The organism is Pseudooceanicola aestuarii, from assembly GCF_010614805.1.
GTDB lineage: Bacteria > Pseudomonadota > Alphaproteobacteria > Rhodobacterales > Rhodobacteraceae > Pseudooceanicola > Pseudooceanicola aestuarii.
This window is the reverse complement of sequence record NZ_JAAFZC010000002.1, coordinates 19727-33510: the sequence shown is the minus strand read 5'-3', so window position 1 is coordinate 33510 and position 13784 is coordinate 19727. Positions and strand designations below refer to the sequence as shown.

Here is a 13784-nt window from a genome sequence, read left to right as displayed (position 1 = left end):
GATCCGCCCACAGGGACGCGAACCGCACCTAGCGCCCGGCGGCTTCCCAGGCGCAGATCTCCATTGCCATCTTGCCCCGGCGCCCGTCGATGACCCGCAGCGCGACCGCCTCTCCCGGCGCCAGATCGGCCAGCCCAGAGGCGCGCAGCACTTCGATATGCATGAAGATGTCGTCATCCTTGCCAAAGACATTGGCAAAGCCGAATCCCTTGACCTTGTCGAACCATTTCACGCGCGCAGGCAGCATCGGCACATCCTTCAGCACGGCGGGATCGAGGGCCTGAAAATCCTCCAGCATGATTCCACCGCCGCGCGGCGGCTCCACGTCTTCTACCGTGACGGCTTGCGTACCGCGATCGGTATCCTGCACGGAAATGCGTACCCGTGCGCCATCGGCTACCGAGGATTGCCCGAAATTTCGCAGCACGTTGGCATGCAGCAGAATATCCGGCCCCCCGCTATCGGCGACGACAAAGCCGAAGCCACGGACTGGGTCGAACCATTTCACGACGCCATCCACGATGCGGGCCGCCTGGTCTTGAGGCATTCTTGGTGCTTCCTTGTTCGAGGTCCGCCACCCCGCAATGGCGAATTGATGTTAACCACACGTAATAGACATCGCTTTGCCTTACAAATCAACCGGTTGCATTTCGCGATACGCGAATTTCATGCAGGTTCATGGGTTGAGTCGCGTGATTTGCCACGGCGCGCCGACGTCAAGTCGCGTCCATCGGAACCGATCGTGCAGCCGATAGGCGCCATCCGCCCAGAATTCTATCTCGCGCGGGATGATGCGAAATCCGCCCCAGAACGGCGGCCTGCCGGGATTCGCTCCCTGTTTCGCCGTGACCGCCGCGACCTTGGCCATCAGCGCGGCGCGCGAGGACAAAGGCTGCGACTGATCGGACGCCCAGGCCCCCAACCGCGACTTCAACGACCGCGAGGCATAATAATCGTCCGCCTGCGCCCCCTCCTCCCGCGTGACGTCGCCCCGTACCCGCACCTGGCGGCGCAGGGATTTCCAATGCATGACAAACGCCGCCTTGCCGGTGGCGGTGATCTCCCGCGCCTTCACGCTGCCGTAGTTGGTATAGAAGACAAAGGCCCCCGCCTCGATCTCCTTGAGCAGGACCATGCGCGCATTGGGCATCCCGTCGGCATCCACGGTGGACAGGGCGATGGCATTGGCGTCGTTGGGCTCGCTCTGTTGCGCATCGGCCAGCCAGGCGCGGGCAATGGCAAAAGGGTCGTCACCGGCAAAAATACCAGTCCTGTCCGTCATTTCGTCTCTCCCGTTGCGGCACGCGGGGTGCCAGACTTGAAGCGATCAGAGCGATCGCCTAAAGGAAACTAACAAGATGTTGATAGGCGGAGAACGCAGGATGTCAAACGCGCTGATGGCGGGAAAACGGGGCCTGATCATGGGTCTGGCCAACGACAAGTCCATCGCCTGGGGCATCGCCAGGGCGTTGTCCGACGCGGGGGCGGAGCTGGCCTTTACCTACATGGGGGACCAGTTCAAGAAGCGCGTGGTGCCGTTGGCCGACCAGCTGGGCGTGACGAAGCTGTATGATTGCAACGTCGGGGACGAAGCGTCGATCGACGCGGCCTTTTCCGCGATCGAAGCGGAATGGGGTCGGATCGACTTCATCGTGCATGCCATCGGCTTTTCCGACAAGTCGGAACTGCGCGGTCGCTACGTGGACACCAGCCGCGACAACTTCCGCAACACGATGGACATCTCCGTCTATTCCTTTACCGCCGTGGCGCAGCGCGCGGAAAAGATCATGGGCCCCGGCGGGTCGATGCTGACGCTGACCTATTACGGCGCCGAACAGGTGATGCCGCATTACAACGTGATGGGCGTGGCCAAGGCCGCACTGGAGGCATCGGTCAAGTACCTGGCCGAAGACCTGGGCAAGGACGGCATCCGGGTCAACGCCATCTCCGCCGGCCCGATCAAGACGCTGGCCGCATCGGGTATCGGCGATTTCCGCTATATCCTGAAGTGGAACGAGCTGAACTCCCCTCTGCGACGCAACGTGACGATCGACGATGTGGGCAAATCGGCACTTTACCTGCTGTCCGATCTCGCCTCGGGCGTGACGGGGGAGAACCTGCATGTCGACAGCGGCTATCACGTCGTCGGCATGAAGGCCGTCGACGCCCCCGATATCGACAAGAGCTGAGGCACCCGCGCGGCCTCGGTCGCGCGCGCCCTGTCCTGCGCCGATGACGTTTGCCGCCTATCTCTCCGTGGTGATGATCCACCTGCTGGCCGCCATGTCGCCTGGCCCGTCCTTCGTGGTCTGCGTCCGCGTCGCCGTGACGCGCGGCTTCGGAACGGCCGTGGGGCTGGCGCTTGGCTTCGGGCTGGGCGCAATGCTCTGGGCCGGGGCGGCGCTGGCCGGGCTGGCACTGCTGTTCGAACTGGTGCCGCAACTCTTTACCGCGATGAAGCTGCTGGGCGGGATATTCCTGATCTGGATCGGTTGGCAGATGTGGCGCCATGCGCCCGAACCGCTGGACATGGAAACCGGCGCCCTGGACCGGATGAGCTTTGGCCGGGCGATGCGCTTCGGCTTTCTGACCTTCGCCACCAACCCCAAACCGGCGGTCTTCTTCGGCGCGGTCTTCGTGGGGCTGGTGCCGGCGGGGACGTCCCTGCCGGTGCTGGTGGCGTTGATCGCCGCGATCTTCGCGAATGAAACACTGTGGTATATCGTGGTGGCACGGGTGTTTTCCTTGCCTCGCGCGCGCGCACTCTATATCCGGCTCAAATCCTGGATCGACCGCGCCTTCGGAACCCTGCTGGCCCTGTTCGGCCTCAAGATTGCCTTCGGATGAGAGAGAGACCATGACCGACAACCGTCTTCCCCACGAAAAGGGGTTCCACGTCAGCTGGGACCAGCTTCACCGTGACGCAAGGGCCCTGGCCTGGCGGCTGGACGGCAAGGGCCCGGACAACGGCGCCTGGCGCGCTGTGGTCGCGATCACCCGGGGTGGCATGGCGCCGGCGATGATCGTCGCGCGGGAGCTGGACATCCGCACCGTCGACACGATCAGCGTCAAGAGCTACGACCACCAGTCGCAGGATGCCGCCAAGGTGCTGAAATCCCCCGATCGGGAGATGATGGGCGACGGCACCGGCATTCTGGTGGTGGACGATCTGGTCGATACCGGGCGCACGCTGGAACTGGTGCGCGACCTCTACCCCCACGCCCATTTCGCCACGGTCTATGCCAAGCCCAAAGGCAACCCGATGGTGGACACCTTCATCACCGAAGTCAGCCAGGACACCTGGATCTTCTTCCCCTGGGACATGGCGCTGCAATACGTCGAACCCTACCGGGGCAAGGATTGATCCGGCGGCGCGGGCGGGTCAGCCGCCAGCGCGCCCCACGGGGATCAACAGCGGCCGCCCGCTGACCGGATCGGGCAGCACCTGCGCCTCCAGCCCGAAGACGACGCGCAGGTTGTCGGGGGTGATGACCTGTTCAGGCGTGCCCTCGACGATCACCTGCCCGCCAGCCATCGCCACGATCCGATCGGCATACCGCGCAGCCATGTTCAGATCATGCAGCACCAGCGCCATGGTGGTGCCTTCCCGGCGGTTAAGCTGCTGCAACAGGTCCAGCACATCCAGCTGATGCACGATGTCCAGGTAGGTCGTCGGCTCGTCCAGCAACAGGATCTCCGGCTCCTGCGCCAGGGCCATGGCGATCCAGCACCGCTGCCGCTGACCGCCTGACAGCTCATCCACCGCACGGTCAGCCAGATCGGCCAGGTCGCTGGCCTCCAGCGCGCGGGCGACGGCGGCATCGTCGGCGGCGCCCCAGCGGCCCATCATGCCGTGATGCGGCGTCCGGCCCCGACCCACCAGATCGGCCACGGTGATCCCTTCGGGCGCCAGCGGCGACTGCGGCAGCAGCCCCAAAACCTGCGCCAGCGCGCGGGTCGGCAGGCGGTGGATCGCCTTGCCGTCCAGCAGCACCTGGCCCCTGCGCGGTTTCAGCAGCCGGGCCAGCGATTTCAGGCAGGTGGATTTGCCGCAACCGTTGGGCCCGACGATTGCGGTGATCTGCCCCGGCGCCAGCGTCAGGTTCAGACCGGCAATCACCGAGGCCTCGGCATATCCGGCATCCAGCCCGGAGGTTTTCAGAAGATGCGCTTGGGTCATGCCCGGCCCTTTCCGCGATTGCTTCGGGTGATGAGGTAGATCAGGTAAGGCGCGCCCAGAACGCCGGTCACCACCCCCACCGGATAGCGGCTGGAAAAGGCGTTCTGGCCAATGAAATCCGCGCCCAGAACCAGCAGCGCGCCGGTCAGCGCGGCGGGGATCAGGATGCCTCCGCCCGGCCCTGTGATCCGCGCCGCGATCGGCCCGGCCAGAAAGGCCACGAAGGAAATCGGTCCGGTCGCCGCCGTGGCAAAGGACACCAGCCCCACCGCCGCCAGCACCACCACCAGCCGCGCCCACCCGGTGCGGATGCCCAGAGATACCGCCAGTTCCTCGCCCAGCCGCAGCGTGGCAAGGTTGCGCGATTGGCCCAGCAGCAACGGCATGCAGATCGCCGCCGCCGCCGCGACGGGCAGGATCTGCGACCAGGCCGCGCCGTTCAACGATCCGGTCAGCCAGCGGAACGCCTCCTGCAAGTCCCAGGCCAGCGCCCGGCTCAACAGGTAATTCGTGCCGCTTTGCAACATCGCGGAGATGCCGATGCCGATCAGGATCAGCCGCACCCCCGAAACGCCGTTTTTCCACGCCAACCCGTAGATCGCCAGCGCCACCAGCAGGCCGAAGCTGACAGCCAACAGCGACACGTCGGTGCCGCGCAGCCCCAGCACGATGATCCCGAAGACGGCGCCGGTGCTGGCGCCCGCGGTAATGCCCACGATATCGGGGCTGGCCAGCGGGTTGCGCAGCAGGGTCTGGAACGCTGCCCCGGCCATGCCGAAGGATGCGCCGGTCAGCACGGCCAGCGTGGCACGCGGCAGGCGCAGCGTCTCGACGATGAAGCCGGCGCCGGGCACGTCCTGACCGGCCAGGATGCGCAGCAGCGTGGCTGGCGGCACATAGCTTTGCCCGACCATCAGGCTTGACACGAAGGCGGCCAGCAGCAGCGCCGCCAGCAGCGCGCAGCGCCACAGGTGACCACGGCGGCGGCGGCGGCGCAGGGCGGCCAGGCGCGGTATCAGCGCGGGCCGGGGCATGGGGGATGTATCGGGCGCGTCGGTCACAGGTTACGCACCTTCTGGCGGCGCACCACCCAGATGAAAAACGGTGCCCCGACCAACGCGGTGACGATGCCCACCTGTGCCTCTGTCGGACGGGCGATGATCCGGCCCAGCACGTCCGACACCAGCAGGAAGGCCGCACCGGTGGCGGCCGACAGCGGCAGCAGGCGACGATGATCCACCCCACCCAGCAGGCGGCAGACATGCGGCACCACCAGCCCGACAAAGGCGATCGGCCCGCAGATCGCCGTGGTGGCCCCCGCCAGCGTCACCGCCACCAGCGCCGCGCCCGCCCGCGCCCAGGCGACGCGCTCGCCCAGCCCGGCGGCCAGTTCGTCCCCCAGGGCCAGCGCGTTCAGCCGCCCGCCCAGCAGCAGCGCCCCGGCGAACCCGGCCAGCAGATAGGGCGCGACCAGCCGCAGCGTGGGCCAGGTGGCGCCGCCGATGCCACCGATATGCCAGGCCTGCACCGCCTCCGCGATGTCCTGACGCGGCAGCACGATCGCCATGGTGACCGAAGACAGCGCAATCGCCGTCGCCGCGCCCGCCAGCGCCAGTTTCAGCGGGCTGGCCCCGCCCGGCCCCAGCGTGCCGACCGCATAGACAAAGACCGCCGCCAGCCCGGCGCCGCCGATGCCCAGCCAGATGAAGCTTTGCGCCGCCTCGACCGAAAACCAGGCGATGCCGATGACCACGGCCAGCGAGGCCCCCGCATTCACACCCAGGATGCCGGGGTCGGCCAGCGGATTGCGGGTGACCCCCTGCATCACCGCGCCCGACACGGCCAGCGCCGCCCCGGCCAGAATGCCCAGCACGGTCCGGGGCAGGCGCTGCGCCACCGCCGCCTGCGCGACGCTGTCGATCTGCCCGGACAGGCCGGCGGCGATATCGTCCCAGCCGACCACCCGCGCGCCATGGATCACCGACAGCGCACAGGCCGCCGCCAGCACGACAAGGGCCAGCCCCGCGACCCAGGGGCCGCGTCCGCGCCGGCGCCGCCTGCCCCGGCTCTCCGGCCCCGCCGCGGCGGAACCCCAGGCTGTGCCCGGCCTATTCGCCATTCAGCGTCCGCGACAGGAGATCGGCATATGCGTCGATCATCGACGGCAGGGACAACGGCGTCGGATTGGCCGCCACCCCCAGGTCCGATGCCTGCAACTTGGCAATCGCGCCATTGGCCACGGCGGGCACCTGCGCGGTCAGCGGGTTGGCCTGCAATGCCGCCTCCACGGCCGGGCCGCCATAGGTGATAAGCAGGGTCACGTCGGAGAACATGTCGATATTCTCGGCGCTGATGCTGCCGTAGAACTGGCCGTTGTCGCGCGTCGCCTCCACCGCCTGCGCCAGGTCCAGGCCAAGGCTTTGCAGGAATTCCAGCCGGGGATCGTTGGCGGAATAGAACCCGATGGTCGACAGATCCGCCGCCGAATGGGCCATCAGCATGACCTTTTCGCCGGCGAATTCGGGATGGGCGGCGGCGGTCTGCGCGATGCGCGCGTCCAGCTGCGCGATCAGCGCCTCGCCTTCCTCCGCCATCCCCATCCCCAGGGAATTCAGGCGGATCGTCTCCCGCCAGTCAGAGACCCAGGGCCCGTCGCGATAGACCACCACCGGCGCGATCTGGCTGAGCGTGTCGTAATCGCGCTGACCGATGCCCGAATAGGCGGCCAGGATCACATCCGGCGCCGAAGCGGCGACACCTTCGAAATCAATGCCATCCCCCTCGTCGTAGAGGCGCGGGGTCTCGGCGCCCAGCTCCTTCAGACGGGCTGCAACCCAGGGCATCAGCCCGTCGCCATCCGTATCCCCCCAGCCAGCGCGGGCAAAGCCCACAGGCACCACGCCCAAGGCCAGCGGCACCTCGTGATTGGCCCAGTTCACGGTCGCCACGCGCTGCGGCCTGGCCGGGATCACCGTTGTGCCGAAGGCATGGTCGATGCGGATCGGCCAATCGGTATCGGCCCGCGCCGGGGCGGCGCCTGTCACCAGGCCAAGGGGTGTAAGACCCGTCAGCGCCAGCGCGGCACCCGCGCGCAACATCATCGTCCGTCTGTGCATTCTCGCTCTCCTGCGGAAAAGATCGGTGGGATGGTCGGGCGTGTCTGGGTGGCCGGTGCGGCCCGTGGGCGGCACGACCCCTGGGCCGGTTCCTTGACCCGTCTCTTCGCGCGCGCGGGGGGCGGAGTTCAACCCCGCCGGGTGACATTCCCGCAGTCCGGAACAATTCACCGCAGGATTGTACAATACCCCGCCCCTGCGCGCCGTTAGCATGCCCGCGACGCGATTTGCAGTGTCTCCCCGCCGTCCACGCAGGGACGATGCGCGGGATCACGCACCCGGCTTCCCCGCGGCCCGGTGCGACCCACGCCTTGTTCCCGCCATCCGGTCCGCGCTGCACCCTTCCGCGCCAGTGCCGTTCAAGCGACCTGCCGGCCCCGTCTCGGGCGACCGGCAGCAGCCAGGGGGCCCCCATCATGCAAACCAGACGAAAGACAAAGATGTCCGAATTCTCCCCTGTTTTCACCGCCTCCCGTGCTCAGCGGTGGACCGCGCTTCTGCTGGGCGGCACCGCGCTGGTCGCGCTGACCCCGGCCGCCATCGCCCAGCAGGCCGCCGATCCGGTTGCCCTGTCGCCCATTACCGTGCAATCCGACGAGACACAGACCGCAGCCGACGGCTCCATCGTCGCGGAGCAGGCGTCCGGCGGCGGCAAGCTGACCGGCGACCTGCTGGATGTGGCGGCAAGCGTCTCGGTGATCACCGAGGCGGAGATCAAGCGGCGCAATGCCTCCAACATGGAGGAAGTGCTGCAATATACCTCCGGCGTGCAGACGAATTTCTACGGCTCCGACGACCGGTTCGACTATTTCAAGGTGCGTGGCTTCGATGCCTATGCCTATCGCGACGGCCTGTCCGTCGGCGCGACCTTCGGCGCCGCCCGCGAAGAGCCCCTGGCCTTCGAGCGGGTGGAAGTCGTCAAGGGCGCCAGCGCCGCCGCGCTTGGGGCCTCCGATCCGGGAGGGGCGGTCAACTACACCACCCGCCGCCCCAAGCTGGGCCGCCATGCGGAGGTCTACACCACGCTGGGCAACAACAACCACGCCGAAATCGGGTTCGACTTCGGTGACGATCTGAACGAAGACGCCAGCCTGTCCTATCGCCTGACCGGCAAGGTCCAGGACGCGGAAAAGGATTACGGCGCCTCCCGCGATGACGAGCTGTTCCTGCAAGGCGGCCTGACCTGGCGGCCCACCGCACAGACGGAACTGACTTTCGTCGCCGAGCATCTGAACCAGGACAACGTACCCGGATCCGGCGGCTACCCGGTCGGTGTGGACACCCCGCGCAGCGCCTTTTTCGGCGAACCCGACTATAATTATCGCGGCACCGAGCGGTCGACCTACACCGCGCTGCTGAGCCATGATTTCGGCACCGGCCTCAGCCTCAGCTCCACCCTGCGTTACAGCGAGGAACACGCCGATTTCGGCTATGTCTACGTTTCCGGTTCGGCCGGCGGCACGGATCTGACCCGCGCCCAGTTCACCAATGACGAAAGCGGCACCAAGCTGGCGGGGAACGTCGTGCTGGATTACCGCACCAACCTGGGCGCCGTTGGCAGCCACACCCGGTTCGGCCTGGAATACCTTGAAGAGGACAGCACCTCGGCGCTGTGGTGGGTCGGCGTGTCGAACATCGACTACGCCAACCCGGTCTATTCCGGCATCTCCACCAACCAGGCGACCAGCCCCTATAACGACACCGACACGTTCAACCGCACCACCGCCGTCTTCATCAACCAGGAGTTCGATTTCGGCGACCGCGTGATCGCCAATATCGGCCTGCGCCACGACCACCTTGAGCTGTCGCAGACCAACAACCTGACCAACACGACCACCTCCGGCACCTTTGACGAGCTGACGGGCAGCGCCGGCCTGACCTACAAGCTGACGCGGAATTCCGCGATCTTCGCCAGCTATGCCGAATCTGTCGTGCCCGCCGGGCTGACGGTAGAGCCGGAGCGGGGCGAACAATACGAGCTGGGCTTCAAGTACCGGCCCGCGAACGGACGGGCGCTGTTCTCCGCCTCCCTGTTCGACCTGTCGCGCACCAACCTGACGCGGACCAATCCCGCCACCGGGTTGCAGGACACGATCGGCAAGGTCCGGGTGCGCGGTCTGGACCTCGAAGCCAAGGCAGAGCTGAGCGAAGCCATCGCCCTGACCGCTGCCTACAGCTACCTGGATTCGGAGATCGTGGAGAACGGCACCTCCGGAAACGAGGGCAACAACCTGGCCTATGTGCCCGAACACATGGCCTCCGTCTGGGTGGACTACACGCTGAAGGGCACCGGCACGCGCGGCGACATGACCTTTGGCCTGGGCGCGCGCTTCACCGGATCGTATTTCTTCAACGATGCCAACACTGCCTCCACCGGCAGCAACATCGTCTACGATGCCGCGTTCAGCTATCACCCCTGGGACAATACCGAACTGGCGGTGAACGTGTCGAACCTGTTCGATGACAAGCATGTCGCCTACGGCGGTTTTGGCGCGGATTGGTACAGCCCCGGCCGCACCATCTCGGCCACGTTGCGCCACAGCTTCTGAACCACACCCCGCTGCCGCGCTGGCGGCGGCGGGGAACCAGACGGATCAGGCCGGCCGCGCGGCCTGCGCACCGGCCGATTCCCGCCTGCGGGCCGCCGGTGTTCGCGGGTTTTCGCGCATCCGCCACGCGACCCTTGCCCAGCCCCCCCGTTCTGGCGCCAATCGCGCGCATGAGATGCACGGGACAAGGATCAACCAGCATGACGATGACGGCGCGACGCGTGGTCCTGGCCCTGGCGGCCAGCCTGGCGATGGCGGCCTGTGCGGCCCCGGAACCCGAGGTCGAGGTAACCCGCCGCCTGCCGCTTTTCCCCGGCGAGACGCAGGATCTGCGAGTGCTGGTGAACCGCTACGCCGACGAATACGAGGTACCCCGCACCCTGGTCCACCGTGTCATCCAACGTGAAAGCGACTACCGCCCCCAGGCCCGCAACGGCCCCTATTACGGGTTGATGCAGATCCTGCCCGCCACCGCGCGCGGCATGGGGTTTCAGGGGCAGGCCGGGGATCTGCTGGATGCGGAGACCAATCTGAAATGGGCCGTGAAATATCTGCGTGGCGCCTGGCTCCTGTCCGATGGAGACGAGACCACAGCCGTGAAATGGTATGCGCGCGGCTATTATTACGAGGCCCGCGACCGCTGCATGCTGGTGGAGACCAACCTTCTGCACCGGGAAATCAACCGCAATTGCGACTGACCCCCCGGCCCTGACCGGTCCCAAACGAGCCTGACACGCCCCCGCCCCCAAACCAGCCCGATCCGGCCCCCGCCCCCAAACGGGCCTGATCCGGCCCCGCCCTCTTGCCCCCCGGTCCCAGGCATGGCCCCCGCCCCTCGGCACGGCCGAGCTGACCCGACCGGCTGGGTGCGCCGCGCAGCGGCGTGGGACCGGTCCCGGGCTGCGTCCGGTCAGCGTGGGCCGGTGGCGGGTCCGCCTCGGGGCGACCTTGGGACGCGGCGGGCCATGGGCGCGGATCGGCCGGTCTAGCGACCCGCCCACCGCGCGCGCGGCCCCGGGGGGACACAGTTGCGTCAGGTAACCCTTTTCCTCCGCGCTCCGCCGCATGAACAGCCGGTGGTGCCCGACGGCATCGTCCCGCACCCCCCGCCCATCCCGGGTGGCAGGGGGAGTCAGGTCTCCGCATCGGGGATATGCAGGCGCAGGCTGCCCAGCACCAGCGCCGCCCCCACGGCCCAGAACGCCCCCGCCAGCCCCGCCACCGCGACGATCCCGCCAAAGCCCAGCGGCGTGACAAATTGGGTCAGACGGTTGCAGGTCAGGCGAAAGCCCAGGACCTCGCCGCTTTTGCCGTCAGGGGACAGGTTGATGGTGGTGGAGATCGACAGCGGCTGCCCCAGGCCCAGCCCCATGCCCATCACGATGGATACCGCGGTCAGGGTCCAGACCACCGACAGGAAAGGCACCAGCAGCAGGCAGATCCCGCTGAACAGGATCGAGGTGATGACCACCGCGCTTTTGCCGAAGGTACCGACCAGGCGCAGCTGGAACACCCGCATGATCACGCCGCCGCCGTTGTGCAGGCCGATGATCACCCCGATCAGCGCCACCGACATGCCGTTTTCCAGGGCCAGCAGCGGGAAATAGGCCATGTAGAAATCCTTGGCCAGCAGCACGAAGGACGAGATCAGAAACGCCCGTCCCATGTACCGGTGATAGCCCAGCACCCGCCACGGCCTGCGGTCGCGCCCGGCGTCGGCGGGCGCCTCGGCGGGCTGCGCGGGTGGAGCCACAAGCGCGGCGTCGGCCCGGCCGGCGGTCTGGCGCGCCGGGATCAGCGGCAGGATCACCAGCGATACCAGCCCCAGCAACGCAGCCAGCGCCAGCGCCTCCTCAAGCCCCGCAAGATCGCCCAGGAACCCGGTGAAGAACGGCCCGGCAAAGGCGCCCAGGGCCACCGCCAGGCTGAAGACCGCGATCGCTTTCTCCCGCCCCTGTGGGCCATCGCCGGCCGCCCCGGCCGTCTTCTGCGCGCCCAGGATGTAGATGGTAAATCCGCAGCCCGTCACCAGCTGCGAGGCATAAAGCCCCAAAGCGCCGTGCAACAGCCAGGGCAGCGCCAGCCCGAGCGAGGTCAGAAGCACCGCGCAGGGCAGTGCGCGGGCGGTGCCGTTGCGATCCATCCAGCCCCCCGCCGGAATGGTCCCGATCAAGGGCACCAGGGCAAAGACCGCCACAAGAATCCCGACCTCGGTCGCGGACAGGCCCAGCTCCACCGCGCGCAGCGGAATGGTGGGGCGGGTCCCCATGGTGCCGGCGACGACGAAAAAGGTGGCAAGAGGCAGCGGCGGCAGGCGCAGGCGCCCGCGTGCGGGATGGTCGGTCATGGGATCCTTTGGTGGCGGCGCCACGGCTGGTTCGGCGCGACACGGGTCAGCGCCCCGGCTTCCTGCGCCCGCGCCGGACAGGATGCCCCGCGCGATACGGGCCTGGTCTCGGCATGGGCTCCGGTGCTGGCACCGGCATCGATTGCGGTACTGGCCCGGTTTGGGGCTGGCCCGGCTTGGGGCTGGCCCCGGCACTGACGTCTCGTCGCCCGATGTCCTTAGACCACCCGGCAGCCGATCACCAGCGCAAGGCAGGCGTTGCAGAACTGCCATGCCCCGCCGCGCCATACGACACCCCCGCCCCGAGCAAGCTCCGCGAGACACGCAGGAATGCTATCGGCTAGGTCAACCAACCGCCGGCGTCCAACTGCGCGGACCGCGGCCTGACGCGAAGGTGTGACCCGCCGGCCAACCCTTTCTCCTGACCTGGTCAGCCGGGGCGGCAGGATCGGCAAAGGTAGACAGCAAGGCGCAGCTGCCCGCGACGGACCGGCGCGACAAATGTCGCAAAGGGGGCCAACCGGCGTTCCTCACCACGGCGACACGCCGCAAGTGGCAGCCAGACCAGACGACCCTGCCGCTGCCGCCGCTGCGCCGGGCTGCGGGACGGCCGATCAGGAGATCGGCATCTCCGCCGGTCCTGTGCTGCCGCTGCTGCCGAGGTTGGCCAGCAATTCGCGCAATGCCAGCGAAGGATGCCGGTCGGGGTGGCGCAGGGCGGTGAAGTGGCGCAGGGCCAGGCGGAACCGGACCTCGCGCAGGCGCCCGCCTGCGAGATGGGCCAGCGCAGCGCGACGTGACAGTACCGTGGCGCCCTGCCCGGCCTCAACCGCCGCCAGACAGGCCTCGTTCGATGGCAATTCCATCGTCACCGACAGCGCGGACGGCGACAAGCCCAGGCTTTCCAGCTCCTCGGTGAAGGCGGCGCGGGTGCCGGAACCGGCCTCCCGCATGATCCAGGAGGTCTGCGCCAGGTCGCGAAGATGCACATTGCGGCCATCGGACCAGGGGTGATCCGGCCCGACGATCAGCACCAGCCGGTCGCGCGCCACCACATCCTTGAGCAGCTTGTCCGGCTGTGGCCGCCCTTCGACAAAACCGATATCGGCACGGCCCTCGCGCACGTCCTCGGTCACCGTTGCGGTGTTGCCCGCGCTCAACTGCAAATCTACCTTGGGAAACCGCGCGCCATAGCGAACCAGGATCGCGGGCAGCCAGTAGCTGGCCACCGTCTGACTGGCCGAAATGCGCAAACGGCCCGAGGGCACACCCGACAGATCGGCCAGCGCCCCTTCGGCCCGGCGGGCGACATCCAGCACGCGGCGGGCCTCCTCAACGAACAGCGCCCCGGCGGCGTTCAGAGCGATGCGCCGCCCGACGCGGTCGAACAGGGCGACGCCATGCCGGTCCTCCAGGGTGGAGATCGCGGCGCTGACCGCCGATTGCGTCATGTTCAGCCGCTGCGCCGCGCGGGTGACGTGCTGCATCTCGGCAACGGCGAGAAAGATGCGCAATTGGTCCAATGTCACCGGGGGGCCTTTCGGTTCGGGTTGTTCGTTCGCCTATAACGAACATATTGAACAGATATATTC

General features: G+C 67.6%; 13 protein-coding genes. 5 read left to right on the top strand and 8 right to left on the bottom strand.

Annotated elements, in window-relative coordinates; genetic code table 11:
* Positions 1–28: 28 nt before the first annotated feature.
* The gene (locus tag G5A46_RS13210) at positions 29–547 is read right to left on the bottom strand and encodes a cold-shock protein (protein ID WP_163850038.1); all 519 of its coding nucleotides are present in this window, start codon (positions 545–547) and stop codon (positions 29–31) included.
* A gap of 129 nt (positions 548–676) precedes the next feature.
* Positions 677–1282, bottom strand: coding sequence for a pyridoxamine 5'-phosphate oxidase (gene pdxH / locus G5A46_RS13205; protein WP_163850037.1), 606 nt, complete (start codon positions 1280–1282; stop codon positions 677–679).
* 100 nt (positions 1283–1382) lie between these two features.
* Here pdxH and fabI point away from each other — a divergent pair, with 100 nt between their 5' ends.
* The 3 genes from fabI to gpt are packed head-to-tail and all read left to right on the top strand — an operon-like array spanning position 1383 to position 3364.
* Complete coding sequence (fabI, locus tag G5A46_RS13200) at positions 1383–2189, top strand: enoyl-ACP reductase FabI (protein WP_163850036.1); 807 nt, start codon at positions 1383–1385, stop codon at positions 2187–2189.
* Positions 2190–2232: 43 nt separating this feature from the next.
* Positions 2233–2847, top strand: a complete 615-nt coding sequence (locus tag G5A46_RS13195) for a LysE family translocator (RefSeq protein WP_163850035.1) — start codon at positions 2233–2235, stop codon at positions 2845–2847.
* A gap of 10 nt (positions 2848–2857) precedes the next feature.
* The gene (gene gpt / locus G5A46_RS13190) at positions 2858–3364 is read left to right on the top strand and encodes a xanthine phosphoribosyltransferase (protein ID WP_163850034.1); all 507 of its coding nucleotides are present in this window, start codon (positions 2858–2860) and stop codon (positions 3362–3364) included.
* An 18-nt stretch (positions 3365–3382) separates the two neighbouring features.
* On the opposite strand, the gene G5A46_RS13185 is transcribed toward gpt, so the two are convergent.
* From G5A46_RS13185 to G5A46_RS13170, 4 genes are read right to left on the bottom strand one after another with little or no spacing between them, the layout of a single operon-like run.
* Entirely contained in the window at positions 3383–4180 is a 798-nt protein-coding gene (locus tag G5A46_RS13185; RefSeq protein WP_163850033.1) for an ABC transporter ATP-binding protein, read from the bottom strand.
* Positions 4177–5214, bottom strand: a complete 1038-nt coding sequence (locus G5A46_RS13180; protein ID WP_163851124.1) for a FecCD family ABC transporter permease — start codon at positions 5212–5214, stop codon at positions 4177–4179. Before G5A46_RS13180 ends, G5A46_RS13185 begins: the two co-directional genes overlap by 4 nt.
* Before the next feature lie 23 nt (positions 5215–5237).
* Positions 5238–6299: a FecCD family ABC transporter permease gene (locus G5A46_RS13175; protein ID WP_163850032.1), complete on the bottom strand. Its 1062-nt coding sequence runs from the start codon at positions 6297–6299 to the stop codon at positions 5238–5240.
* Positions 6289–7296 carry an iron-siderophore ABC transporter substrate-binding protein gene (locus tag G5A46_RS13170; RefSeq protein WP_163850031.1) on the bottom strand — a complete coding sequence of 336 codons (1008 nt, stop codon included), beginning with the start codon at positions 7294–7296 and terminating at the stop codon, positions 6289–6291. The genes G5A46_RS13175 and G5A46_RS13170 overlap by 11 nt, the downstream gene beginning before the upstream one ends.
* Before the next feature lie 416 nt (positions 7297–7712).
* On the opposite strand from G5A46_RS13170, the gene G5A46_RS13165 reads away from it, so the two are divergent.
* Positions 7713–9845, top strand: coding sequence for a TonB-dependent siderophore receptor (locus tag G5A46_RS13165; protein WP_239520898.1), 2133 nt, complete (start codon positions 7713–7715; stop codon positions 9843–9845).
* A gap of 200 nt (positions 9846–10045) precedes the next feature.
* Positions 10046–10543, top strand: coding sequence for a lytic transglycosylase domain-containing protein (locus G5A46_RS13160; protein WP_163850030.1), 498 nt, complete (start codon positions 10046–10048; stop codon positions 10541–10543).
* A gap of 434 nt (positions 10544–10977) precedes the next feature.
* Here G5A46_RS13160 and G5A46_RS13155 read toward each other — a convergent pair whose 3' ends face one another.
* Both G5A46_RS13155 and G5A46_RS13150 read right to left on the bottom strand, forming a co-directional pair.
* A complete protein-coding gene (locus G5A46_RS13155; RefSeq protein WP_163850029.1) occupies positions 10978–12192 on the bottom strand; it encodes an MFS transporter in 1215 nt (404 codons plus the stop codon).
* A gap of 614 nt (positions 12193–12806) precedes the next feature.
* Positions 12807–13721 carry a LysR family transcriptional regulator gene (locus G5A46_RS13150; protein ID WP_163850028.1) on the bottom strand — a complete coding sequence of 305 codons (915 nt, stop codon included), beginning with the start codon at positions 13719–13721 and terminating at the stop codon, positions 12807–12809.
* Between the last annotated feature and the right edge of the window lie 63 nt (positions 13722–13784).

Bases quoted from the DNA above. Each gene is read 5' to 3' on its own strand.
- G5A46_RS13210 (WP_163850038.1), bottom strand. From the start codon at position 547: ATGCCTCAAGACCAGGCGGCCCGCATCGTGGATGGCGTCGTGAAATGG.
- pdxH (WP_163850037.1), bottom strand. From the start codon at position 1,282: ATGACGGACAGGACTGGTATTTTTGCCGGTGACGACCCTTTTGCCATT.
- fabI (WP_163850036.1), top strand. From the start codon at position 1,383: ATGTCAAACGCGCTGATGGCGGGAAAACGGGGCCTGATCATGGGTCTG.
- G5A46_RS13195 (WP_163850035.1), top strand. From the start codon at position 2,233: ATGACGTTTGCCGCCTATCTCTCCGTGGTGATGATCCACCTGCTGGCC.
- gpt (WP_163850034.1), top strand. From the start codon at position 2,858: ATGACCGACAACCGTCTTCCCCACGAAAAGGGGTTCCACGTCAGCTGG.
- G5A46_RS13185 (WP_163850033.1), bottom strand. From the start codon at position 4,180: ATGACCCAAGCGCATCTTCTGAAAACCTCCGGGCTGGATGCCGGATAT.
- G5A46_RS13180 (WP_163851124.1), bottom strand. From the start codon at position 5,214: ATGCCCCGGCCCGCGCTGATACCGCGCCTGGCCGCCCTGCGCCGCCGC.
- G5A46_RS13175 (WP_163850032.1), bottom strand. From the start codon at position 6,299: ATGGCGAATAGGCCGGGCACAGCCTGGGGTTCCGCCGCGGCGGGGCCG.
- G5A46_RS13170 (WP_163850031.1), bottom strand. From the start codon at position 7,296: ATGCACAGACGGACGATGATGTTGCGCGCGGGTGCCGCGCTGGCGCTG.
- G5A46_RS13165 (WP_239520898.1), top strand. From the start codon at position 7,713: ATGCAAACCAGACGAAAGACAAAGATGTCCGAATTCTCCCCTGTTTTC.
- G5A46_RS13160 (WP_163850030.1), top strand. From the start codon at position 10,046: ATGACGATGACGGCGCGACGCGTGGTCCTGGCCCTGGCGGCCAGCCTG.
- G5A46_RS13155 (WP_163850029.1), bottom strand. From the start codon at position 12,192: ATGACCGACCATCCCGCACGCGGGCGCCTGCGCCTGCCGCCGCTGCCT.